Here is a 23,099-nt window from a genome sequence, read left to right as displayed (position 1 = left end):
CCCTCCGCTATTTTATGTGAGCCAAATCAATTCGATGCAGCTCACGCCTCATTTTAATCTTAAATCTTATGCTTCCTCGGCTACTACTTCTTCTCCCGTTTTTACAACTTTACGGCCTCTGTAGTATCCACACTCAGGGCAAGCACGATAATTCATAATTATCTCTCCACAGTGCGGACAAGTTGTAAGTCCAGGTGCAGTAGCAGATCCAAGCCAATTTGCTTTTCTTTTATGCGTACGTGCATGAGAAACTCTACTTTTAGGTGTTGCCATACTCGTTCCCCTCCTTTTCCTTAAGCTTCCAAATCTTCTTTCTTGATTTTTAGCAAATCTGCGAGTCTGGGGTCTCTAGTCTCACGGTTGCAGCCACAATCACCATCGTTGAGAGAAGCGCCACAAACAGGACAAAGTCCTTTGCAATCCTCTCTACAAAGAGGGTTGGTGGGAAGGCTCAATATGAGACTTTCCCATACCTGCGGAGTAATATTTAATTTATTCTCCAAAGCGTCTACCAAAACTAGATGCTCATCTGATTCTTGTTCTCGCTCAGATGTAACAGAATCCCGCAAAGAGTAAAGATACATGAAATGTGTCTGTAATGCAATATCTGTTAGTTCAAGACAACGAACACAGGGAACTGAAAGTGTAGTTTCCAGTTCAATCTGGACCATGACAGACTGATCAGCCCAACTTACATGAGCGACAACCTGCAACGGAGAAAGAAAAGAAAATTCTTCTTGGGCAAAAACAATAGATTGTTTCATCTCTATTTGCCAAGAAGCATCTACCACATCCGGCCCTTCCTCCCTGTCTGGCAAATGCACCCAAAATGACCAGTCAGACGGCAGATCAGTAATTGCCATGAGATTTCCTCCTTCTTTCTGTCTTACTTTGAGACGATATCTCTAGTATCTCGAGCAATTACAAGTTCTTCGTTTGTCGGGATTACAAGTACCGTTACTTTAGAATCGTCTGTGCTGATAACAGCTTCTTTTCCTCGGATGTTGTTTTTCTCTGCATCAAGTTTAACACCAAGGAACTCAAGACCGCTACATACTTTTTCTCTAGCTTTAGCACTATTTTCTCCGATACCAGCAGTAAAAACAAGCACGTCTATGCCACCCATAGCAGCAGCATAAGCACCAATATACTTTTTAATACCGTAATAAAGCATAGACTCTGCCAATTCTGCGCGTTTGTTACCCTTTTCTGCCTCTTCCTCTACATCGCGAAGGTCGCTGCTTACACCAGAGATACCAAGGAGTCCACTTTCTTTATTCAAAATGTGACTCATGGCTTTGGGATCAAGATCTTCTTGCTCAGCAAGGAATGTAAGAAGCTGAGGGTCAACATCACCAGCACGTGTTCCCATGATAACTCCGGGGAGGGGGCTGAATCCCATGCTAGTATCAACAGATTTTCCGCCATCAACAGCTGTTATGGAGCTTCCGTTTCCTAAATGGCATGTGACAATCTTAAGATCTTCAACTTTTTTACCAAGGAAGTCAGCTGCTCTATGAGAAACATAGAAATGGCTTGTTCCGTGGAAGCCATAACGGCGAACTCTGTACTTTTCATAATAGTGATAAGGAACACCGTACATATAAGCCTGTCCAGGCATTGTCTGGTGGAAAGCTGTGTCAAAAACTCCAACCTGAGGAACATTGGGAAGAACTTCCTGCATAGCTTCAATGCCCATAAGGTTTGCTGGGTTATGAAGAGGTGCAAGAGGCACGCACTCCTGAAGAGCTTCGATAACATCTTTATCGATCATAACTGAACGTGCAAATTTCTCTCCACCGTGAACGACTCTGTGCCCTACGGCATTGAGCTCATCAAGACTCTTAAGTACCCCATGCTGAGGATCAAGAAGGGCCTCAAGAACATATTTAATAGCCACTTTATGGTTAGAAATTTCTGTATTACGAATGACAGCATCCATTCCAACCTTCGTGTGCTTAATTCGAGAACCTTCAATACCAATACGCTCAACCAATCCCTTAGCGAGAACAGCTTCTGTCTCCATGTCGAAAAGCTGATACTTCAAAGATGAACTTCCACAGTTAATAACCAATACTTTCATTGCTTTTGGATTCCTCCCTCTCCTTGACCTGATAGAATTCTACAGGGTATCTTTAAGAGTATCTGTATTATTATATATTTATAGAAAGCGTGATTACCTATGTCAAAAAATGTTGTTGGCATCATCGCTGAGTATAACCCTTTACATAACGGGCATGTTTTTCAGTTAAATGAAGCAACACGGAAAACAGATGCTTCAGAAATCGTCGTCGTTCTTTCTTCCCATTTTACACAAAGAGGAGAACCTGCTTTTTTAGATAAATGGCAACGCACAGCTCTCGCCTTAGAAGCCGGCGCAGACGTAGTATTAGAACTACCTGTATTTTTTTCATGCCATAATGCCGGAGTTTTTGCCGCAGGAGCGGTAGATATTCTGGCAGCATGTCACAGTGTAACCCATCTTTCTTTTGGTATGGAAAACCATAATTGCGATTTATCCACAATCCTTGACATTCTAATTCACGAACCTGAACCTTTCAAGAGAGAACTCAGAAGATATCTTGAAAAAGGCTTTTCATATGTGAAAGCGCGTGCTTCGGCTCTGGAAGCATTAATTCCAGATTCAGGTTCAATACTCTCTCAACCTAATAACTCCCTTGCATTGGCGTATCTTCTTCACATCGAAAAAAACAAATACCCATTACATTGTGTTCCTATAGAGAGAAAGGGAGCTGGCTACCACGACGAAACTTTTCAAGGAACATGGGCAAGTGCCTCAGCGATACGAAAAGCATATAGAGGAGGAAAACAGGAAAACATACTTGATGCTCTTCCATCCTTTTCCCGATCTCTCATAGAAGAAGCCTGCAAGAGTGGTCGGATTGCATACTCTGCCCAAAAATTATGGCCCTTTCTCCAAACAAGTCTTTTACGAAGCACACCTCAAGAAATTGCAAAAACAGCAGAGATGAAAGAAGGTCTCGAAAACCTATTTTATAAATTGGCCGGAACCTCTCTTTCCTGGGATGATTTCGTATCACAAGCAACATCTAAGCGTTACACAAAGGGGACAATTCAACGCTTCGCCATTGATTGGCTTTTAGGCATCAAACATTGGGAAAACAGAGCCTTTCAACGGCTGGGACCTCAATATATACGTGTTCTCGGTTTTTCTTCCCGCGGGAAAAAATTGCTAAAAGAGATGCGTAGCAAAACAACGTTACCCATTATTACCAGAGGATATATTCCTTCTTTCAGAGGACCATCTCGTCGGTTACTCCAACTTGAGAATATTGCATCGACATTATGGGAATATCTCGTAGATACTCCGTACACAGAACATGAATTACGAGCAATCCCTTATCAATTGGAAAACGGCTTAGGGTAACGTTCTCGCAGCCGACGATATACCCCTGGAGGAACCATTTCCTGAACAGGGCCTCCAAAATGGAAAATCTCTTTCACTGCGTGGCTTGAAAGATACGAGTATTTAGCCTCCGTAACGATAAATAATGTTTCTATGTCCGGCGCTAATTGCCTGTTCATGAGAGCTAGTTGAAATTCGTATTCGAAATCCGATAAAGCACGGAGACCACGAATGATAATACGACTTCGCTCTTGGCGTAAAAAATCGACAAGAAGTCCGGTAAACGAATTCACCTTTACATTAGGAAGATGACTTAATGCTTCTCTAGCCATTGCTTTTCTCTCTTCTACACTAAAAGTTGCTTTTTTCTGAGGATTAAGCAACACGCTGACAACAAGTTCGTCAAACAAAGCAGCTGCCCTTTCCGCTATATAAATATGACCGTTCGTAATAGGATCGAAAGACCCCGGGTAAACAGCACGTATAGGGCGTTTCATTCAAAGACCTCCTTCTTCTTTAAAAAGGTGAGGTTCGTATCTCCATAAGTACGTGAGTCTGTCACAATAAAATCGTCACCTTGAATTATAATAGGCTCTCGTATTGAATGCTCTATTATAATTAAACCATTATCTTTCAAAATAACAGGTGCTTCTTTCAGAAGATCCAGAATTCTATTGGGCCACCCTTCTTCATAAGGGGGATCTGCAAAAATAATATCAAAAGAATGATTTTTTTTCTGTAACCACTGCAAAGCCCTTCGTATATCCATTGATAGCACAATATAAGAATCGCTATCTATCTCTTTTTTAAAATTTTTGCGAATAGCTTCAGCCCTCTTACGCACAAGCTCAACCTCTACAACTGGCCTTGCTCCCCGCTCATAAGCAAAAGCACCAACCTTTCCGGTACCAGCAAAGAGATCAAGAAAAGCCACCTCTTGAAGAGACCCCAGTATATTAAATAACGCCTGAAGAACTTTAGATGATGTAGGACGTACGTCCTTCATTTGAAAGACTCCATTACAAAGGGTTTGATATCAAGAATTGGAGTACCGTCTATGGCATCAAGACCAACAACAAAAAGAGTGTTCCCCTCTTTTTTCAAAAGTCGACAACGAGTCGTTCCCAAAAAGTTTGGACGACGGGGAGAACATGTTGAACAAACACTCTGCAACGGCCGACGCAAATCTCCCCTTGGATGAACCTGAAAAGGAAAGGCAGAAGACCTGTGAAAGCGAAAAATCACTAAAATTTCGGTGCCCTCCTTTATGTCTTCAAAAGCAGGAAGATAAAAAGGATCAAGAAGAATGCTAGAATGATGTTCCTTAAATGAATCAGGAGAAACAGGTTCGCCTATAGAAGATTTCACAATACCAATAGGTTTAACACAATACCCCTTCATGAACGATCAACTACCCTGCCCAGATAATCAGCAAGATAATAAAGTGATCTTTTTAATGCAGGTGTTCTAAAAGCTGCACAATTACTATCAAGTTTTATAAGAGTCTCATTTTCTTTCTTTACCAGCTTTAAAAAATAACGCTGCTCAAAACCACCATCGGATGCTATGGTCTGAATAAGAAAGGCACCCTCAGGCGATGTATAGTATCCTTTATATGTCCAATGGCAATCTTCTTCAGTTCCCTCATACCCATTGAGTGAATCAAGGTCTGCCAAAGTCCATGCACTAGTCTCTATTTTTGTGTTCACCGTTTCTTCCTCCTTTATGAGGCGTTCTACTGTAAATCTCTCTTTTTTCTCTATCTGAACCAGAAAAATATCCTTACCTTGTGCCAGCCATTTTCTCTCATACTTCGTCTTTACCGGACGAGATGGATTCCTCTCGAAAGTACGCAATTGAAGAGCATTGTGTGAAGATAAAACATCTCGAACCTCTTCCGCATACCATTCTTCATCTGTAACGAGTTCGAAAACTCCACCACATTTAAGAACGGCTGCCAACATATCTGCGAAACCAATATATGTAACTCTTCTTTTCTCATGGCGAGATTTTGGCCAAGGACATGGGAAATTCATATAGACCTTATCGATGCTCTCATCTTCAAAACACTCTCTAAGTAAGAAACGTGCATCCCCACACATAAGGAATAAATTCGCGATTCCCAAGCTCCGCGCTCTTTTCGCTGCCTTCAAAACACATGTTTGTGAAACTTCTATTCCCCAAAAGGTATCTTGAGAATTATTTTTTGCCATATAAACGGGGAATTCGCCGTTGCCAAAACCTATTTCTACAATATCCCTTCCCTCCTCTTTCTTATAAGGGGAAAGTTTAAAAGGAAGTTGCATAAACTCAGGTCGTATTACAACATCTTTAAGAGTTACAAAAGCCACAGGCATCAACGCCTCCTTAAGAGCAAAACTTAAAAGCAGATAGATTATAACAGCCTTTTAGTTCTCCTTGCAGAGCTTTATAAAAAATAAAGAGTCTATACCATTCGTGACTATCATAACATTGACAGTCCTTTTCATTGTGATAATATCAACGCGAATGTCAGAATGGATTTTTTTGTCTTTTTTGAAAAATGCGATTTTAGAATGTTCATATCTTGCAAATATTTCACCTTTAAATATAGCTGTTTCTTTTTTCGCACTTAATTATTATTATATTTCAGTAGGAGAGCATTGCTTTGGATTCAATCAGAGGTCATAATGCTCTCTATTGAAAAAATACAGAGGGGGTACATGAATGGCTAAGCAATGGAAAACGATGGATGGAAACACCGCAGCGGCGCATGTTTCCTACGCGTTCACAGAGGTTGCTGCTATCTATCCCATCACACCTTCGTCTCCAATGGCAGAGGTAATTGATGAGTGGGCAGCCCATGGACTGAAAAATATTTTTGGCAGAACTGTTGATGTAGTTGAACTTCAATCAGAGGCAGGTGCTTCTGGAGCCGTACACGGTTCTCTTTCTGCAGGTTCCCTGACAACAACTTTCACAGCATCCCAGGGACTCTTACTCATGCTTCCCAACATGTATAAAATTGCTGGAGAACTTCTTCCAGGAGTTTTTGATGTTTCTGCTCGTGCAGTAGCCGGTCACGCTCTCTCCATTTTTGGAGACCACAGCGACGTAACAGCATGCAGAGCTACCGGTTTTGGCTTCCTCGCTTCTGGAAGCGTACAGGAAGTTATGGATCTTACAGGTGTAGCACACCTTGCGTCTATCAAATCAAGTATTCCTTTCGTCAACTTCTTCGATGGTTTCAGAACTTCTCACGAAATTCAGAAAATCGAGTTGATGGATTATGATGATTTGGCAAAACTTGTTGATTGGGATGCAGTAAAACGATTTAAAGATCGTGGACTGAATCCTGAGCACCCCTACCAGAAAGGTACTGCTCAGAACCCTGATATATACTTCCAGGCAAAAGAAGCAGCAAACCGTTTCTACACAGATCTTCCTGATATCGTCGAAGAATATATGAATGAGATCACCAAAGTTACAGGAAGAGAGTATCATCCTTTCAACTATTATGGTGCTCCTGATGCCGAGCGTGTTGTAATTCTTATGGGGTCTGCCTGCCAGGCCGCAGAAGAAGCTGTTGACTATCTCAACGCTAAAGGCGAAAAAGTCGGAATCATTGAAGTTCACCTTTATCGCCCATTCTCTGCAAAATATTTCTTTAACGTTCTTCCGACAACAGCAAAGAAAATTGCTGTTCTTGATAGAACTAAAGAGCAGGGCGCACTTGGCGAGCCTCTTTATGAAGATGTTCGTACATTGTTCTATGATAAAGACGAAAAACCCGTTATCGTTGGTGGCCGCTATGGTCTTGGTTCAAAAGATACAACTCCTTCTCAGATTAAGGCTGTTTTTGACAATCTTAAAGCTGAAGAACCCAAGAACCACTTCACAGTTGGTATCGTAGACGATGTTACCCACACTTCACTTGAAATAAAAGAAAATATCAACGCTGCTCCTGAAGGAACAATTCGTTGCAAATTCTGGGGTCTCGGCTCTGATGGAACTGTTGGTGCCAATAAGAACTCCATTAAAATCATTGGCGATAATACTGATATGTATGCACAGGGATATTTCGCTTACGACTCTAAAAAATCAGGTGGCGTAACCATTTCTCACCTTCGTTTCGGTAAGAAGCCAATTCGCTCAACATATCTTATTGAGGCAGCTGATTTTATAGCCTGCCACAAACAGGAATATGTCCATTTGTACGATGTTCTTGCAGGGCTTAAAAAAGGCGGAAAGTTCCTTCTTAATACCCAGTGGACAACAGTAGAAGATCTTGAGAAACATCTTCCTGCCAGTATGAAACGCTATCTTGCAGAGAACGAGATTGAGTTCTACGTATTGAATGGTGTCGACCTTGGTATCGAAATCGGACTCGGAAACAGAATCAATATGATCATGCAGTCCGCTTTCTTCAAATTGGCCAATGTCATTCCAATTGAAGACGCCGTGAAGTACATGAAGGAAGCTATTAAGAAGACCTACGGCCGAAAAGGCGAAAAGATCGTCGAAATGAACTATAAAGCTGTAGATGCGGGTGTAGGCGCTCTCGTCAAGATAGACATCCCTGCAAGCTGGAAAGAAGCTAAAGACGAGTGCTGCTGTGAAAATAATGACGCAGATAGACCAGATTTCATTAAGAACGTTTGCGACGTTATCAACCGCCAGGAAGGCGATAAACTTCCCGTGAGCGCTTTTGTTGGCCGCGAAGATGGTAGCTTCCCTTCAGGAACATCCGCATATGAGAAACGCGGTGTAGCTGTAAACGTTCCAGAGTGGCTTAAGGATAAATGTATTCAGTGCAACCAGTGCGCTATGGTCTGCCCTCACGCAGCTATTCGCCCTGTGCTTCTCAATGAAGAAGACAAGAAAAACGCTCCTGAGACCTTTGCTACAGTTGATGCGAAAGGCAAGGAGTTTGCAGGGCTCGCATTCCGTATGCAGGTCGATACACTTGACTGCCTCGGCTGCGGAAACTGTGCTGATATCTGCCCTGTAAGTGCTCTTGAAATGAAACCTCTTACGTCTCAGACAGACGCAGAAGTTCCCAACTGGGATTTTGCTGTTACTGTCTCTGATAAATCTGACCTTACAAATAAGAATACAGTGAAAGGCAGTCAGTTTGCCCAGCCACTGTTCGAGTTCTCTGGCGCTTGTGCAGGATGCGGAGAGACACCATATGCCAAATTAGTTACTCAGCTTTATGGTGATCGCATGATCATCGCTAACGCAACTGGTTGTTCTTCCATTTGGGGTGGATCTGCTCCTAGCATGCCTTATACAACAAATGCCAAGGGCCAGGGTCCTGCATGGGCCAACTCCCTCTTTGAGGATAACGCTGAGTATGGCTACGGCATGTACCTCTCAGTGAAGAACTCCGTGAAGGGACTTACAGAAGCTGTACGCAAATTGCTTGATCTCGACATTTGTGCCGACGTCAAGGCTGTCTTTGAAGAGTGGCTTGAAAACAAGGATGATGGTGATAAGTCTAAAGTCGCTGCCGAAAAAATCTACGCTATTCTCGGCAAAGACCTTGGCAACGAAGATGCTAACAAACTTCTTGCTGAGATCGCAGACAAAAAAGACTACCTTGTCAAGAAATCTGTCTGGATATTCGGTGGAGACGGCTGGGCATACGACATCGGTTTCGGCGGACTTGACCATGTTCTTGCTTCTGGTGAAGATGTCAACGTATTTGTATTTGATACAGAAGTTTATTCGAATACTGGTGGTCAGTCTTCAAAATCTACTCCGACAGCAGCTGTTGCTAAGTTCGCTGCTTCCGGAAAGAGAGTTAAGAAAAAGGACCTTGGCCGTATTGCCATGACCTATGGATACGTGTACGTTGCTCAGGTAGCCATGGGCGCTGACAAAAACCAGTTGATGAAGGCTGTAACTGAAGCTGAAGCCTACAAGGGCCCATCTTTGATTATAGCCTACGCTCCTTGTATCAACCATGGTATTAAGGTCGGTATGGGCAAATCTCAAGCTCAGGAAAAGAAAGCTGTTGAAGCAGGTTACTGGCACCTGTACCGTTATAACCCATTGCTCAAAGACGAAGGAAAGAACCCCTTCGTTCTCGATTCCAAGGAGCCAAAGGCTGATTTCCAGGAATTCCTTATGAGCGAAGTACGGTACTCTTCTTTGATGAAATCCTTCCCAGAGATTGCTGATCAGCTCTTTGAGAAAGCAGCTGCTGACGCTAAAGAAAGATACGAAACATATAAGCAGCTTGCCGAGATGGGCAAAGAAGCAGTTAAAACTGAAGCATAAGATATTTTAAGATGCTAAAGAGCTGCTCCGAAAGGGGCAGCTCTTTTTTATTGAAAAGACTAAGAATGTATAATAGAAAGACCTTTATAAAGCTTGACCTAGTCTGGTATATTAGGTAAAATACCCAAGTCATCGGGACGTAGCGCAGCCTGGCTAGCGCACCTGCATGGGGTGCAGGTGGTCGGAGGTTCGAATCCTCTCGTCCCGACCATGGATATACAAGGGACGCTGAATCTAGTAGGTGTCCCTTTTTTTGTTGCTTTTAACTTTTTTCTAATCTTCTTTACCTCAAAAAAATTACCCTTCAAAAAGCTTTGGCAGGTGGTCTCCATTCGGGTGTTTTCTCTCTTATGTATACTGACATTTTTAGGAGATGATGTCATGAGAAAAGTATCCATTGTTGACATTAAGCAAGTGCCGCCAAAAAACTGGGAAGAAGCTCTATCTCGTTTTGTCACTTTAAAGAAAGCCCAACAGTACGCTCCGAAAACAATTGAAGGATATGTTGAAAATGTAAGGGCTTTCTACAGAAGATATGGTGAGAAAGCTTGGGGTGACTCATGTCGAGACTGTTTATTAAATTATTTAGCTCAGGATGGAATAGCCCCTTCTACTTACAATGTCCGTTTAAAGACTTTGCGCCCTTTTTTTGCATACTGTGTCTCAGAAGGGGGTCTCGCTTCAAATCCTACCGATGGATTAAAATTTCGCCATGAAGAACCCAGAATGGTTGATCATTCGCTAGAAACACTTCAAGCCATGGTTGCAGTAATGGACACTACTAAATTTACGGGACTTCGCGATAAGGCTCTTTTCTTTTTAAGTCTTGATTCGGGGATACGTCCAAGCGAGGCTTTGCAATTGAAGGTGGAAGATATCGATACAAGCTTGTGTCGATGTGCCATTAGAGGCACTACAGCAAAAACGAGGCGAAACCGGGTTGTTTTCTTTTCCATGCCAACTGCAGAACTAGTTAAAAAACTTATAGATGTCCGCCCTCCCGAGTGGGATGTTTCTACACCTGTTTTCTGTAGCAGTTATGGTGAACCTTGGGAAACCCGAGAATGGACTCGGCAATTGGACAGATATGCTAAAAAAGCGGGAGTAAAACGTTTTTCTGCCTATGACTTACGTCATCAACACGCCATACAGTTTTTGAGAAATGGCGGCGATGTTATGACTCTTTCCCATGAAATGGGTCATGCCAATCTGACTATGACTCAAAAATATCTTGCTCTTGCAGACGAGGATATACAAAAAACTCATGCCAAAGCAAGCCCTATTAACAATCTCTTCCCAAAACGTAAACGTTTGGGACGGATTTAGGAAAGAAAAATCAGCAGGCTATCTTTTGAAGACGATGATTTATAGCTTTGCGATAAAGACAGCCTGCTGAGAGCGATTCTGAAGGGTCGTTTATTTAGCTTTTTTATCCCATGGCCACCGTCCTTTACGATTTTTGAATATGACGCTTCCCATCGATAAAAGGACTAAGACAAGCCCAACCATAGCACCGCCGTTCCCAACTACATCGGCAACTGTTCTTCCTTCCATATAAATCCCTCCTATTGTGATATTGCATAACCCGCGCCAAATGAAAGCAGCATCCAAATAAAACTATTTGTCCTGCTCCTCTGTAATTCTGTCTCTCTGACTCTACGCTCCTTGTTTATTTGTTCCTCTAGCTCCTTCAGCTTTTGCCCTGTGTCTTCTTTATAAATGAGGATATCTCCCCTTAAGGAGTCATAGGCGTTTCTCCACGCTTCCTTCTGCTGCCTGTATGTTTGCAACGCGGCCAGAGTATCTCTCCCGTCTTGTTCCGCACCCCAATAACCTGCTTCAGGGGTGACCCATCCTTGAGGAACATGTTTCCAATCCGCGAAACAGGTTGAGTTCATCGTTAAGGCCATCAGCAACAGCGTCAGGAGGCAATGAGCGAATAGCCCTTTTCGTTTTTTCATAAAGATCCTTCTCCTCTCGCCTGACTTTGCTATCTATAGCTTTCAATTTTCCAGACAAATCTTCTATTTTTTTAAACAAGTCCGATGTCATCGTGTCTGTTTTCTGAGCCTCAATCCCAACTGAAGGTGATGATCCGAAAGGAAACGTCCAGATAAGAAAAGCTGTTGCCGCCATGACAACTAAAACTCCAACTATTACAATCAGCGCTTCATGTTTTCTGAAGAATGTTCCCATTTCTCCACTCCCTTAGCGGCCTCAAAGCTTGACGACGTATAGTAAGCAGCCAAGGTAATGCCGCCAAACCATTGAAGCAATGTTGCCATATTCGGTGGGACATCTCTGCCAGTAACTAGGCAAAACAAAACAGATCCGCCTACGAGCAATGCCGCAAATACAGCCAAGGGTTTTCTCAGTGGCCATCTTGCAATTTGAGTTAACATCAGCTTCACTTCCCTAGCCGCGGCAATACTGAATGGGCTACCCATCCTACAATGCCACCAATCAGTCCGGCGGAAGCAATCCAGGAACGAAGTCCTGACAATTGTCTTTCGATACTATCTACACGACCATCCAGGGTAGCTATAGCATTGGCATGAAGTTGGCATTGCCTATCTCTGTCATCGAGTCGCTGTTCTATCCTTATAGTTCTGTCCCTGATTTCAAGAAGGATTTTGTCTTCTCCAGTCATACCGCTCACTCCTTGAAAGCTGCCTCTATTCCTCTAAAGAGTGCAACTGCCATTAAGTCCTGATACGCAGCATTTGAAAGGAGCGTCTCCATTTTTGAATTCGTAATAAAATCCAGTTCGATAAGAACTGCTGGCATAGATGTCCTTCTAAGCACACAAAAATTGGACTCCTTATCAATATCTCCATCGCTCCAGTCTCCACGGATCACTACATCAGGGAATGCTTCCGCCCACGCTTTCGATATACTCGTAGCGACATCATCAGCCCTTGTTTTTCCACGGCTCGTCCATACCTCAAAACCACTTGCCCGTGCGGAAGCTGATCCGTTGCAATGAAGCGACAAAAAGAGATCCGCATTGAAGGCGTTAGCCATAATAGCTCTGTCGTTCAACCCAACAAAAAAGTCCCCCCGGCGTGTAAGGAGGACTTTATGTATTCCCTGAAGCAATTTTTCAAGTTTTTTAGCTACTGCAAGTACTATTATCTTCTCTTTTTTCTCACCCGGACCAATGGCCCCCGGGTCTTTGCCGCCGTGTCCTGGGTCAATACATATTCTCTTTAACATTGAATCACTTCCCTATACTACAGGTATGTCCGTCCAAGAGCTTTCCAAACCAATTGCAGTTATGACGCCATCCGTAACAGTTACCTGCTGCGTTTTGACCTGGTATTTAGAGTTGGCACTGTCATACTGGATAGCTGTGATTGCGGTGATAGTCCCGCCAATTCCAGAAGCCTTATCCGCTTTGTTGCCCAGAGCAACATTAATAACGGATATGCTCTCATTAGCCGACGCACGTTCACCGGCTGCTGTGTGAAGTTCCTCGTCTATAACCGTAAAATTCGGGTTGATATATGTATCCCAGTTTATGGTTCCGGCATCGGGAAGGTTTAAGCCATAATGAGGAGTAGCAGGAACTGCCATCAGAGAATCACCTCCAGTATGTCCTTCAAGCCTTTTTCCTGAATCTCTTGATAAGAGCTATATGGACCGATTATTTTGACATTTGTCCGTCCCTTTAAAAATAGACGCTGCATTTCCCACCGTAAGGTGTTTTCTTTCGTATGACACCACCCCTGAACAAGAAAATGTACGCCTTTTCTCAACAGTCTCATTGATTTTTGCCAGAATAGCTCCTTTTCTTCGGTGGACCAATAAACAGACACTCCAAAGAATAACGCATGGGAAAACGCTAAAGATGGTGATTCGGCCACAATAGCAAGTTTTTCTTCTTTTGCCGCCGCTTCGAAAGTTTCAAGATAGTCCATGCTCGCTTTGAAAAACTCATGAGGCTGAGAAACAAATATTCTAGCGGCAAGAGACCTCGGCAATGTTATTCCAAAGTATTTTCTAAAAACTACATCAGCAGGATCTTGTATAGGACGTGAAAGAAACCCTTTTTCATTAAGAATTTGTGATAGTCTTACCGCTAATGCATTTTTCCCTATGGAACAATATCCTCCTAAGTAAACCGGTATTTTTTTCATAAAATCACCCTCCATACGGCTGATACCCGTAGTTGCCCAGTCCATATCCTGGAAGGCTTTCAACCGTTCCGACAACATAGGTCTGAGTCATGGGAGCCCCATCAAGGGGTGTTGTTTTGTCGTTTGCCTGAACTATTGCCTTAAAATAAACCCACGTCCATTGCCCTTGCTCCAGGTATTGAAATGACGCTGTACTACCAGATGGAGTTATTTCAGAGATAAGAGAATATCCATTATTGTCATAACTCCTGTAAAGTTTTACGTTTTCCGCATTATCAGGAATTCCTGAAAGATATACTGTTATTCTGGTTGTCCCATTTATGGTTGGTTCAGCAATAACATCCGAAAATACAACACCTCCAGATGGGGCATCGTATTGAGACGAACCTATGCCAGGCGTTTCAAGGAAAATATCCGGATGCCATTCATTCCATTCCGGAGGCGTATAGGCTCCCCGAACATACCCGACACCGCGAAGAAGATAAGAATAATTATCGCCTTCCTCAATAGAAACAACTTTAAATTCTTTGCCGTTGATAAAAGGATCTGAATCATCCGTTACCTTGATAACACTTCCCGGGGCCAAGTCCCAGAGCCTTGGGGCTAAGGGAATATGTATCCACATATCCGACTGAGCCCACTTGGCGTGATACCAACCAAGTTCCCAAGCCTTATTCTGGTCTGTAACTCCAAAAAGCCCGATATTTTGCTCATTGACCACTCCGGTTACCTGTTGTTTCTCTATGTCATCATAAGTGAGATCTTGCCCCGTATAGTCCATTTGAGGATCGACATATTTTATCTTGAAAGAATTTGGAACTCTGGCCAAGGAAACAGCACCATATTCAACATCCCCAGCCGTATCGTTACTGAGATTTATAACTCGAACGTCTTCTGAAGGCACTTCTTCATCAAAAATACAAGTTATCCATCCGTTCCATTCAGCAAGCTGAAGACGTCCACAGGCACATATTTCAGGGATCACGTTTTCATAGTCGCTTAAAGAATAGAACCCCCTGTTAAAAACATATCCATACTGATCGCATTTGTCTGCCGCAAGGATAAATGATGTTTCATCAATATGTCGCCCTGCATAAACCGAACCATCTGAGAGATTTCCTCCTATCCCCAATTCTCCATTTGTCAAAATCCACAAAAGGGCCAGGGCAGGGTTAGAAGGGCCTCCTGTAACCATTGCAGACAACTGGGGCCTCCCAATGTCCCCCGTTTTATCTAAGAGACGAATAACAACTAGAGAAGAACCATAGCTGGACACTATTTCACTTTGGAGTGAGCTATCAGACAGCTCCACTGAATCCAGATAAATGCAGCCATTATTTGTTGCTGAGACAAGTTCAAGGGAAACTTTGAACGTGCCCTGAGTAGGCATATCCATTTCATAGGTACTGTCGGATGTTCCGGCAACCTCGACAGTTTCAGTATCTTTCCCGGCTTGGACAGTCTGCGTTTTATGGTAAAAGGTCTCAGACGAATCACTCCTGAGAGTCCATGAACTTCCTCCCTCATTAGTATAAAAAACTCTCAAATTGAAACGCTGACGAGTTCCTCCCGCTTGAAACTGATGGATGAGCCTTATTTTCAGATGAACTGTCCCTCCACCCACGCCAGCATCATGCGCAACCTGAAGCGGGTATGTCTCTTCAGTATTTCCTACTTCAACCTTCTTTACGAAGGCATGTTTGCCTTTCGAACTCCATGCCAGGGAAATTCCTGTCCCATGTTCATGGAGACGTGCCCATGTATGAGTTCGGTCAAATTGTCCTGCTTGATTCGTATAGGCAGGAAGTTCTGATAGTTTGTAATCATTAACCCATATATCGCCAACCTCGGTTTTATAGCCAGGTTCTTCATTTGAAGCTGGCCATAAGGAACTCCAGTCTTCTCCCGCACAAGCGACAAGCCACATATCTCTGTACTGATCGCCTTCAAGTCTGTAATGTGCTATAGGGATAGGAACTCTCGCTTTTCCGAAAACCACAGGAACAGGCGTTTGCGAAGAGACAGGGGGCTGCCATGGTCCGCCCCCTATTCCCGGGTCAGAAAATGCCGCCTGCTCTGGTTGTGTAACGGAATAATCGGAATAGGCAAGATATGCGTATATGGCAACTCCTATAAACAGCCATCCAAAGAGAGAACCTCCCAAAGCCGCTAACGCCATGAATAACACCCCCGCAAATATCTGCGCCATCTCGAAAGAAGACTGGTCGTAAAAGCTCCGTTTCCCGCATGGACAAAACGATCATTTCCAACATAGATACCAAAATGCCATCCTGTAGACACGAGGAAGAAGAGTGCATCGCCCGGCAAGGGGGCTTCTACTAGTTTCCATCGGCTCTCTCTCAAAAATTCTTTCACCATAGAAGACCGGGCTAAAAATGGGTTCTCGTTGTTATCAGGCCGTTTCATTTGATAGTCATATGCAAAAAGAGCAAGATCCATACAATCTCTTGATTTTTCAGACCTCGGGAAAGAAGAGGGCGCTCCCACAAGCGAGAGCGCCCTTTGCACAATTTCTTCCCTGTTTGGTTTAGGTATTTTCATCGGAACATCACCCGTCTCTGCCTTGCGGCTACCCATGGAAAACCACCATAATGAATTGTGTTCCCTAACGTCTCACATGCAGACAACGTTTTAGGGCATAAAACACTGGCTCCTGCATACTGGCAACGCTTTCCCTTGAAACGATGGGAACAGAGCATGCTCATGATTCGCCTCGGGAAAGGTGCAGACAGATCAATAACCGTATGGGCTATGCTAAAAAGGATAGTTCTGTCCTTCCTTCTATAGGACCAATCTTGTATATATCCATCCATAAGCACAATGGAGGAACCATATTTATTCAAATCTGCATCAATGAAAAGCCGTCTTACGATACAACGATGCCCCCGAAAATCCTTTCCTGACGCTACCAGTTGAAGAATCTGATCGTCCTGAGTATCAGGGAGCGCGACCTTTACAGTTTTTTGAAGATTAGCAAGCTCAACAGAAACTTTTTCCCGTTTAAAAGGATACGGGAAATAGATTTTGTCACCCATAACAATTTCTATGCTGCCAGATCCTTCGTCACCGCCTCCTTGCATTGGAATTTCTTCTCCTATTTCTGCAGTTTTAAAGACATGGCCGTATCCTAAAGTGTCACTAAAAATAGAAAATGGACCGTAAAATTCGATAGCGACAGTCCTTTTCCCTTTGGGGTCTGGCTGGTGGTCTGGGAAATGAACACCCAAATAACTGTTGTCGTATTTAATCTCATATTGATCCGAAACATCATTTAAATTGCACGCTAAAAATTTAAAATCACTCAAACTGTCCATAGACAAAACAGTAGATTTTACATCCCCATCTATCACATCAGAAATGTGGTATATTTTGCGTTTCAAAGGATCGAAAATAATTCCATATGTTTTCGTAAATGGATGTTCCCTGTAAGAATAGACAGTGTCATAGTTTACTCCAACGGAGGAATCCGCCAAAAAAGAAGCCTGAGCTAAAACATTTCTTCGTCCATTCGAAGGTGAATAGTAAAACTCTCCCATTACACGATGTTTCCCGGGCAACCCATCTGAACAACCATACAGATAAGCTCTGTTGCTTGAAGCTTCCCCCTTAAGATAACCATATCTTCTCTCTATAGCAGCCTGAACAGATCCATTCACGTCGAAAATTCCATATCGATCGCCAGCCCTATTTGCTGTAGCCATATTATTTTCAGTACCAAAAACCCATACAAGGTTATCCGACTCAGAATTCAATCCTGTTATATCGATATGAGGGATGCCCGAGTCGTCAACAAAATGAGGATCAGCGCTTCCCCAATAATTGGGATTCGTATAATGAGAAATGGCGACCATATCTGTGTGAAGATTAGACTTCCTTATTCGGATATTTGCCTGTTGGATATAATCTGTACCATATGATTTCAGTTGTTCTTTATTTGTCTGTATATGGACATAGAAATATGTATTATCTTCAATAATCGTTCTATGGTCAGGGTGAAGATATCTGCCATCGTTCATAAATGATTGCGCCCAGTAGAGGCTTCTTGATGGAGTGATCCTTGGTACGTTTCCAAAAGAACTCGGCAAAGCGTTTAACAGAACGTTAACATCCTCTTTAGTGTTTGCCTCAACAAGAGAAGCCAAAGGGATAAGATAGGGTTCAAAACTAGGTCCCCCACTGCTTGATAAATGACAAAACAAGCAGTGGTCTCCTACTTTCCACAAAACTCCAAACGACATGCTGCTTTTAGTAAAACGAGTAACTTTCCATTCATCCCATCCCCATAGAATGGTATCTGTCGATTTTTCAACACATAGCAACCTTTGTCCTATCTGCCATAATTCCCTTTCTTCTGTTTCGTAGAATAAATTAGCTATTCCATACCCTGGCGTAGAATCCCATAATGTAATAGCGGTACTGCTTGATCCTGAAATTTCCATATTCCCCAAAGTCACGCTATGAGCAACCCACTGATCACCCGAACGAGTAAAAACCCTAGCCTTGACACCTGTACTTATCAGCCCTGCTCCACAAAGTGTTGAATTAGCCGCATACGCAAAACCCTCAGGTCTGACAATCACTTTAGAAACTAATCTTTTATCCGCATATATAGCAAGAAACTCTCCAATTTGAGAGACCGGGATAGTTCCTGCTTTTACGAGATCATATTCATGACCGCTTAATCCCGTTATTTCATGAAGGGTAGACCAGTTTTCGTTCTCAAGCGCGTAATAGAATTTTCCAGAAGCGCTATCAATCCAGACAACCCCAAGGGTTTTCAGCGCAGACGAAAAAAACGCAAAAATCTGCCTGGATTTGTACCCAGCAGTCAATGCTATCTGCACACTTTCTCCAGAGCCATACGTCAAATTGCTAATAACATATCCATTAGATTCCCCCGCTTCAGGGATGTATTTATATAATATAACGCCGTTCTCCGTATCTTCATGCAACATAATGATTCTGTCTGGATTTTCAGGAGACCAATAAGAGCTTTCCAATGTTGAGTAGTTATGAGAATACGAAGTATAATTCATTAACGTATTGTCGTTATAGTTATACACAAAACAAAAGTTACTATAGCCGCTCTCACCATAGGCAACTCCACCCAGAAAAGCTCTCTTTCCAACATTGTCCCAAATAAAAAAATCTTCAAGTATTGATCGCTTCCCGTATTTAAAGGTCCCGTCATTTTCTATGGAAACATATTTCTTCAGAGACAAATTTGAATCATAAACATAAGCGTTGATTTTATTTGACGGCAAAATGGAAGAACCATCTACTGTCGTTTCTGCACCCAATGTAAAGCGAATATAGATCTCCTGATTATTTTCATCCATTCCCATAATCATTTTGTAGCGCCCCAATATTATGTCTTCTTTCAGTGCATATTGAGAAAGATTGATTTGCCCCGGCTCTATTGCTCCTCCGCCAGAAGACTTTTTCGATTCAAGAGGCACTTTAGCGCCAATCTCCTGCGAATGATTTATCAGATTCCACCATGTACTTCCCCCATCATGGATTTCAAGCGTTTCTGCTATTCTTAGCCCTGAACCACTGAGAATATCAACTACTTCATCATTGAATTCATTTCCACGGGCCATTTATCACACCTCATTGTCGTTGATCTCAAGAGGATGGGCCTCTCGTATTTCAAATTCCGCAGACCATGCAGTAACGCTAATCCGCTGATAACGAATCTCATCGGAATTGAAGCGCACAAATTTTCTCACTGAATCAGCGTCGTCAATCCATTTAAAGGGCAGGATCTGTACGTTCCTGCCCTCTCGAAATGAAATGAAATTATTCTTCTCCGTATTACTCAAGAGAAAAGCCTGAATAAGCCAGATCCGCGCCGTATACTGAGACGACTCTACAGCTTGGAAAACACCAGAAGGGGAAAGGAAAATTGATTGATCTCGCTTATCCTTCTGTTCGACACTGCTAAAAGACGTCAAGACCTCGTTAATAAGAGGCAGGTCTGATGCGTTGTATTTCTTTATAGTTGGCACTGCCATCTTTACCGCCTCCTGAATGTTTTCCTGGTCACTCCATTTTCCATGTAATCCCTGTTGAAATGGGCAACCACAATATCCTGCCTCTTTGACAGAGTCTCTGTGGCAATTCCTTCTATAAGTTGATAATCGAGAGCACATATCACCGTAATATCTCTGGAATTTTCAGCCAGTTGAGGCATCTGTAGTTGAACAGGAATCGCTCCATTGGTTAAAGGGACTACAGCCTCGGGACCGGCTTCACCAATTAAAGCCGGAGTTGGCCCCGTAACAATGCCACCGCTCGCAAAGGGGAAAAGAGCCCCAAATACGGGCGTAAGCATTTTCGTCAGGATAGACTGCAGGAGTTGCTGGCCTATCTGACGAAGGACATCCATAAAGCTGCGACCTTGAACAGCCGCTGAGGCAAATCCTTCCGCGAGTGCCCTTGCTGATAAATTAGCCCCTTCAATTATTCCGCCAAAAAGATCAGAAGAAGTCTGTTTTGCCTGTTCTTGAGAGGTCTCTATTTTCTGTACTATTCCAGGCATGCTTCCTAATATCGACTTTAGTCGTTCCAAAGCTGCAATATACTGGTTTGTCGCGATTTCGCCATCCTGCCATTGTTGTTTCAGATTTGCGAGAACTCCATCTATAAGAGAAGGGGCAAATGTGCCAATCTCTGAGAATTGAGATAAAAGCTCCACTATTCTTGAGGCATACTGCTCTGCGTTAATATTTCCTTCCTGCAAAGCAGTATTAAGCACCTCTAGAGATGGACCGACAAGACTTGAAACAGCCGCCTGCAAATCCATAAATCTATCCCGCATTTCTTCTGGCCAGTCAAAATAATCTTTAGCGTCTACGCCAAGCCTCTTTAGTTCATTTTGGAGTTCTTGAAATCCTTGAGACGTTATTGAAAAATACTCTTGAGCAGACATAAGTCCTAAAGAGAAGGCATTTTGCGCCGTCTCATAAAAGCTAGCTATGCCTGTTTGAGCATCTTGCGTTATTTCTTTGATTTCTCCTACTTCTTTTGAAAGCCTGACAATATCGATACCGCCAGTTTTAGATAGAGACGCTCGTACTGCATTCGCCGTATCTATGCCTGCTTCCCTTGATAAGTTCTCGCGTATCTCTCTTTGAAGATCTGCTATCGCTTTCCAATCTTTTGAAAGAGGCTTAAGTTTAGCAGCCCATGAATCTAGTATTGGTAAAAATTTCCTTCCATCTTCATGAAGATATCTGATTCTGTCCCGGATACGCTCGACAAGAGACTCTACGCCTCCTGAAGCACTAGAGCCCCTATCTGTTCCAGACTGCCCGGAAGCAGGCTTGTTCACATTTCTTCTGAGATTGGCCAGCCGTTGTGCTTCTAGCTGTTCATAGTTTTTTTCATTGTTTTTAGCCCTAATCGCGGCTTGAATCCGTTCTTGCTGTTCAGCAGCTGCCACCAGCCCCCCATTTCCCTGAATATCTCCTCCGAAAAAGCGCCCTGAGAAAAGGGTGGGGTTGGCTTTGAGAAGTTTGGTAATATCGCCTAATCCGCGCTTTGCTCTGTCAAAAGTATCGTCCATTGCTATTCCGAGAGCTAACAAAGATGCGGCAGCTGTTAAAACAAGTCCACCCGGAGTAATTCCAAGAGCCAATAACGCCATCCTGACTTTTGTCAAAATGCCTGGAACAGCCTGAAAAGTCGTAAAGGCCATGCCGAGCCGTGCAACAAGAGACGTGTACCCGGGGATAAGCCCTGCTCCGGCAGTAAATTCCCTAGCGATATGACGTAATACAGATGGAATTCCTGTCAAAGTCCCAGTTAAAAGAGCCAGGCTTCCTGCCCATTTTCCAAGTGCCCACATAGCTGGACCAAGAGCCGCTACAAAAAGAGAAATACCAATAGCGACAGATCCAACCTTGCTGTTTATGTTTTCTATGGCAGAAGCCACTGGTTCCATTCCAACTTCAACCATCGAAAGCAATTCATCTCCAATGGGGGCAAAAGACAAGGAAAGTCTATTCCTTATTCGCCCAAGCCTTTCAATAAAACCATCTGTTTCTGAAACGGTTTGAGAAATAGTTCCATTTGCCTCTTGGAGGGCCTTGACCATATCTGTAACTTCGAAACGTCCTTCTCTTATAGCAGCAGCTAAATCTGGACCTGCTCTGGAGCCAAAAGCCTCTATCGCCTTTCCATTGGCTTCTCCGACGCTTCCCGCTTTTTTAATACTCTCCATAACTTTTTTCAAGGCCTCATTCGCATCTGTTATGCCTGTTTTTGCCATTTTTGCTAGAGCAATACGCATGGCACCCAGGACAAGCTCCATATTGACACCCTCATGTTCAAACTTTGCTATCAATGCCGTTGTCGTATCGATATCAAAACCGAGTTGTCTAAGCGGAGACCCATATTGATATAAGGCTCTGCCTAAACTTGACATGGCAATCCCTGTAGATTGAGAAGCTTTGAAAAGTTTGTCCATAAAAGGAACAGCTTCTGAAGCATTTACCCCCCAGTCCTTTATAGCTTTGGATGCTTCTGTAACAATACCTCCAACATCCTCATTCAGAAGACGGGCTGACTCCAGAGCCATTCTGGAAACAGTTTGTAACGTACTTCCTGTAATGCCAAGCCGCGTATTTAAAACTGCAACGGTTTTAGCGACAATTCCAAGGTCTTCTGGGACTTCCCTGGCAACATCACTGAACGTTGCCTGAAGCTTTTTGAGATTTTCCCCCGTAGCACCTGTTCCCGCGGCAATAGAATCGAAAGCATCATCAACAGAAAGAGAGCTTTTTGTTGCAATGGCACCTATCGCAGTCAAAGGAGTAGAAAAGGTTCTTGTCATAGAAGCTCCGAAACGGTCAAACTTCTTTCCCAGTTTATCAATGGTCTCAGCAACCATGCCTAGTTTTCTCTGAGCATCAGAAATGTCCGCTCCAACCTGGAAACCAAGCTTTCTATTTCTACCCCGTGCCATTATCATCGCCTCCTTTCTGTTTCCTGTTTTTTATCTTCTGAACAGAACGGTCAAAATGTTCTTGCTTGCTCATAATCTCTCCGTCATCCCAGACTCCAATAAGATCATCAATAAGGACGGGATGATTTCTTTTTCCTGTTCCATTAAGTACCCACGTTGCCAATGCTGCTGTTTTTCTATATTCTAAATATTCTCGATACTGCCATGACAAAAGCAAGTCTTCATATTCTCCCCAGGAAATTTCCCAAAGACCTTCTTTCGATAAATTAAGAGGACCAAGAGCAAAAAAGAACACTTGCCTCCAAAATAGCTCTCG

Annotated in this window: 23 protein-coding genes and 1 tRNA gene; 4 read left to right on the top strand and 20 right to left on the bottom strand. The window is 43.1% G+C overall.

Translation table 11 applies throughout. The annotated features are described in order from the left end of the window. Nucleotides 1-66: 66 nt before the first annotated feature. Genes rpmF through VB083_RS02975 form a run of 3 tightly spaced genes read right to left on the bottom strand, consistent with a single transcriptional unit; the run spans nucleotide 67 to nucleotide 2,083 of the window. Nucleotides 67-273, bottom strand: coding sequence for a 50S ribosomal protein L32 (rpmF, locus tag VB083_RS02985; protein WP_213690213.1), 207 nt, complete (start codon nucleotides 271-273; stop codon nucleotides 67-69). Between the two features lie 20 nt (nucleotides 274-293). Then, on the bottom strand, nucleotides 294-863 hold the full coding sequence (locus tag VB083_RS02980; protein ID WP_213690214.1) for a YceD family protein: 570 nt from the start codon (nucleotides 861-863) through the stop codon (nucleotides 294-296). Between the two features lie 23 nt (nucleotides 864-886). Beyond that, entirely contained in the window at nucleotides 887-2,083 is a 1,197-nt protein-coding gene (locus VB083_RS02975; protein WP_213690215.1) for an acetate/propionate family kinase, read from the bottom strand. 99 nt (nucleotides 2,084-2,182) lie between these two features. Between VB083_RS02975 and VB083_RS02970 the strand changes: the two genes are divergently transcribed. After that, the gene (locus VB083_RS02970; protein WP_213695722.1) at nucleotides 2,183-3,409 is read left to right on the top strand and encodes a nucleotidyltransferase family protein; all 1,227 of its coding nucleotides are present in this window, start codon (nucleotides 2,183-2,185) and stop codon (nucleotides 3,407-3,409) included. On the opposite strand, the gene coaD is transcribed toward VB083_RS02970, so the two are convergent. From coaD to trmB, 4 genes are read right to left on the bottom strand one after another with little or no spacing between them, the layout of a single operon-like run. Next, the gene (gene coaD / locus VB083_RS02965) at nucleotides 3,385-3,885 is read right to left on the bottom strand and encodes a pantetheine-phosphate adenylyltransferase (protein WP_213690217.1); all 501 of its coding nucleotides are present in this window, start codon (nucleotides 3,883-3,885) and stop codon (nucleotides 3,385-3,387) included. The genes VB083_RS02970 and coaD overlap by 25 nt on opposite strands. Then, entirely contained in the window at nucleotides 3,882-4,394 is a 513-nt protein-coding gene (locus VB083_RS02960; protein WP_307880014.1) for an RsmD family RNA methyltransferase, read from the bottom strand. The genes coaD and VB083_RS02960 overlap by 4 nt, the downstream gene beginning before the upstream one ends. Continuing rightward, entirely contained in the window at nucleotides 4,391-4,789 is a 399-nt protein-coding gene (locus VB083_RS02955) for an SAM-dependent methyltransferase (RefSeq protein ID WP_213690219.1), read from the bottom strand. The genes VB083_RS02960 and VB083_RS02955 overlap by 4 nt, the downstream gene beginning before the upstream one ends. Beyond that, nucleotides 4,786-5,745 carry a tRNA (guanosine(46)-N7)-methyltransferase TrmB gene (gene trmB / locus VB083_RS02950; protein WP_213701069.1) on the bottom strand — a complete coding sequence of 320 codons (960 nt, stop codon included), beginning with the start codon at nucleotides 5,743-5,745 and terminating at the stop codon, nucleotides 4,786-4,788. The genes VB083_RS02955 and trmB overlap by 4 nt, the downstream gene beginning before the upstream one ends. Before the next feature lie 349 nt (nucleotides 5,746-6,094). On the opposite strand from trmB, the gene nifJ reads away from it, so the two are divergent. From nifJ to VB083_RS02935, 3 genes are all read left to right on the top strand, one after another. After that, the gene (gene nifJ, locus VB083_RS02945) at nucleotides 6,095-9,652 is read left to right on the top strand and encodes a pyruvate:ferredoxin (flavodoxin) oxidoreductase (protein WP_323401729.1); all 3,558 of its coding nucleotides are present in this window, start codon (nucleotides 6,095-6,097) and stop codon (nucleotides 9,650-9,652) included. 133 nt (nucleotides 9,653-9,785) lie between these two features. Next, nucleotides 9,786-9,863 (top strand) — tRNA-Pro (locus VB083_RS02940). A 170-nt stretch (nucleotides 9,864-10,033) separates the two neighbouring features. Beyond that, a complete protein-coding gene (locus tag VB083_RS02935) occupies nucleotides 10,034-10,978 on the top strand; it encodes a site-specific integrase (RefSeq protein ID WP_323401728.1) in 945 nt (314 codons plus the stop codon). A 90-nt stretch (nucleotides 10,979-11,068) separates the two neighbouring features. Here the strand turns inward: VB083_RS02935 and VB083_RS02930 are convergent, their stop codons facing one another. From VB083_RS02930 to VB083_RS02870, 13 genes are all read right to left on the bottom strand, one after another. Further along, on the bottom strand, nucleotides 11,069-11,206 hold the full coding sequence (locus tag VB083_RS02930) for a hypothetical protein (RefSeq protein ID WP_213690223.1): 138 nt from the start codon (nucleotides 11,204-11,206) through the stop codon (nucleotides 11,069-11,071). A 285-nt stretch (nucleotides 11,207-11,491) separates the two neighbouring features. Further along, nucleotides 11,492-11,848 carry a hypothetical protein gene (locus tag VB083_RS02925; RefSeq protein WP_213690224.1) on the bottom strand — a complete coding sequence of 119 codons (357 nt, stop codon included), beginning with the start codon at nucleotides 11,846-11,848 and terminating at the stop codon, nucleotides 11,492-11,494. Beyond that, on the bottom strand, nucleotides 11,815-12,054 hold the full coding sequence (locus VB083_RS02920) for a hypothetical protein (RefSeq protein ID WP_213690225.1): 240 nt from the start codon (nucleotides 12,052-12,054) through the stop codon (nucleotides 11,815-11,817). Before VB083_RS02920 ends, VB083_RS02925 begins: the two co-directional genes overlap by 34 nt. A 5-nt stretch (nucleotides 12,055-12,059) precedes the next feature. After that, nucleotides 12,060-12,302: a hypothetical protein gene (locus VB083_RS02915; protein WP_213690226.1), complete on the bottom strand. Its 243-nt coding sequence runs from the start codon at nucleotides 12,300-12,302 to the stop codon at nucleotides 12,060-12,062. 5 nt (nucleotides 12,303-12,307) lie between these two features. After that, the gene (locus tag VB083_RS02910) at nucleotides 12,308-12,868 is read right to left on the bottom strand and encodes an N-acetylmuramoyl-L-alanine amidase (protein ID WP_323401727.1); all 561 of its coding nucleotides are present in this window, start codon (nucleotides 12,866-12,868) and stop codon (nucleotides 12,308-12,310) included. A 12-nt stretch (nucleotides 12,869-12,880) separates the two neighbouring features. Continuing rightward, complete coding sequence (locus VB083_RS02905; protein WP_323401726.1) at nucleotides 12,881-13,228, bottom strand: hypothetical protein; 348 nt, start codon at nucleotides 13,226-13,228, stop codon at nucleotides 12,881-12,883. After that, nucleotides 13,228-13,791, bottom strand: a complete 564-nt coding sequence (locus VB083_RS02900; protein ID WP_323401725.1) for a hypothetical protein — start codon at nucleotides 13,789-13,791, stop codon at nucleotides 13,228-13,230. The genes VB083_RS02905 and VB083_RS02900 overlap by 1 nt, the downstream gene beginning before the upstream one ends. 4 nt (nucleotides 13,792-13,795) lie before the next feature. Further along, entirely contained in the window at nucleotides 13,796-15,970 is a 2,175-nt protein-coding gene (locus VB083_RS02895; RefSeq protein ID WP_323401724.1) for a phage tail protein, read from the bottom strand. Continuing rightward, entirely contained in the window at nucleotides 15,961-16,389 is a 429-nt protein-coding gene (locus VB083_RS02890) for an NlpC/P60 family protein (RefSeq protein ID WP_213692102.1), read from the bottom strand. The genes VB083_RS02895 and VB083_RS02890 overlap by 10 nt, the downstream gene beginning before the upstream one ends. After that, entirely contained in the window at nucleotides 16,350-19,415 is a 3,066-nt protein-coding gene (locus tag VB083_RS02885; RefSeq protein WP_323401723.1) for a hypothetical protein, read from the bottom strand. Before VB083_RS02885 ends, VB083_RS02890 begins: the two co-directional genes overlap by 40 nt. A gap of 3 nt (nucleotides 19,416-19,418) precedes the next feature. Beyond that, nucleotides 19,419-19,829: a hypothetical protein gene (locus VB083_RS02880; protein WP_323401722.1), complete on the bottom strand. Its 411-nt coding sequence runs from the start codon at nucleotides 19,827-19,829 to the stop codon at nucleotides 19,419-19,421. A gap of 2 nt (nucleotides 19,830-19,831) precedes the next feature. Continuing rightward, nucleotides 19,832-22,783: a phage tail tape measure protein gene (locus tag VB083_RS02875; protein WP_323401721.1), complete on the bottom strand. Its 2,952-nt coding sequence runs from the start codon at nucleotides 22,781-22,783 to the stop codon at nucleotides 19,832-19,834. Next, nucleotides 22,770-23,078, bottom strand: coding sequence for a hypothetical protein (locus VB083_RS02870; protein ID WP_323401720.1), 309 nt, complete (start codon nucleotides 23,076-23,078; stop codon nucleotides 22,770-22,772). Before VB083_RS02870 ends, VB083_RS02875 begins: the two co-directional genes overlap by 14 nt. Between the last annotated feature and the right edge of the window lie 21 nt (nucleotides 23,079-23,099).

The organism is Aminobacterium sp., from assembly GCF_034926885.1.
GTDB lineage: Bacteria > Synergistota > Synergistia > Synergistales > Aminobacteriaceae > Aminobacterium.
This window is presented reverse-complemented; position numbering and strand designations above follow the sequence as displayed.

Coding starts and splice junctions, on each gene's coding strand:
- rpmF (WP_213690213.1), bottom strand. CDS start 273: ATGGCAACACCTAAAAGTAGAGTTTCTCATGCACGTACGCATAAAAGA.
- VB083_RS02980 (WP_213690214.1), bottom strand. CDS start 863: ATGGCAATTACTGATCTGCCGTCTGACTGGTCATTTTGGGTGCATTTG.
- VB083_RS02975 (WP_213690215.1), bottom strand. CDS start 2,083: ATGAAAGTATTGGTTATTAACTGTGGAAGTTCATCTTTGAAGTATCAG.
- VB083_RS02970 (WP_213695722.1), top strand. CDS start 2,183: ATGTCAAAAAATGTTGTTGGCATCATCGCTGAGTATAACCCTTTACAT.
- coaD (WP_213690217.1), bottom strand. CDS start 3,885: ATGAAACGCCCTATACGTGCTGTTTACCCGGGGTCTTTCGATCCTATT.
- VB083_RS02960 (WP_307880014.1), bottom strand. CDS start 4,394: ATGAAGGACGTACGTCCTACATCATCTAAAGTTCTTCAGGCGTTATTT.
- VB083_RS02955 (WP_213690219.1), bottom strand. CDS start 4,789: ATGAAGGGGTATTGTGTTAAACCTATTGGTATTGTGAAATCTTCTATA.
- trmB (WP_213701069.1), bottom strand. CDS start 5,745: ATGCCTGTGGCTTTTGTAACTCTTAAAGATGTTGTAATACGACCTGAG.
- nifJ (WP_323401729.1), top strand. CDS start 6,095: ATGGCTAAGCAATGGAAAACGATGGATGGAAACACCGCAGCGGCGCAT.
- VB083_RS02935 (WP_323401728.1), top strand. CDS start 10,034: ATGAGAAAAGTATCCATTGTTGACATTAAGCAAGTGCCGCCAAAAAAC.
- VB083_RS02930 (WP_213690223.1), bottom strand. CDS start 11,206: ATGGAAGGAAGAACAGTTGCCGATGTAGTTGGGAACGGCGGTGCTATG.
- VB083_RS02925 (WP_213690224.1), bottom strand. CDS start 11,848: ATGGGAACATTCTTCAGAAAACATGAAGCGCTGATTGTAATAGTTGGA.
- VB083_RS02920 (WP_213690225.1), bottom strand. CDS start 12,054: ATGTTAACTCAAATTGCAAGATGGCCACTGAGAAAACCCTTGGCTGTA.
- VB083_RS02915 (WP_213690226.1), bottom strand. CDS start 12,302: ATGACTGGAGAAGACAAAATCCTTCTTGAAATCAGGGACAGAACTATA.
- VB083_RS02910 (WP_323401727.1), bottom strand. CDS start 12,868: ATGTTAAAGAGAATATGTATTGACCCAGGACACGGCGGCAAAGACCCG.
- VB083_RS02905 (WP_323401726.1), bottom strand. CDS start 13,228: ATGGCAGTTCCTGCTACTCCTCATTATGGCTTAAACCTTCCCGATGCC.
- VB083_RS02900 (WP_323401725.1), bottom strand. CDS start 13,791: ATGAAAAAAATACCGGTTTACTTAGGAGGATATTGTTCCATAGGGAAA.
- VB083_RS02895 (WP_323401724.1), bottom strand. CDS start 15,970: ATGGCGTTAGCGGCTTTGGGAGGTTCTCTCTTTGGATGGCTGTTTATA.
- VB083_RS02890 (WP_213692102.1), bottom strand. CDS start 16,389: ATGGGTAGCCGCAAGGCAGAGACGGGTGATGTTCCGATGAAAATACCT.
- VB083_RS02885 (WP_323401723.1), bottom strand. CDS start 19,415: ATGGCCCGTGGAAATGAATTCAATGATGAAGTAGTTGATATTCTCAGT.
- VB083_RS02880 (WP_323401722.1), bottom strand. CDS start 19,829: ATGGCAGTGCCAACTATAAAGAAATACAACGCATCAGACCTGCCTCTT.
- VB083_RS02875 (WP_323401721.1), bottom strand. CDS start 22,783: ATGGCACGGGGTAGAAATAGAAAGCTTGGTTTCCAGGTTGGAGCGGAC.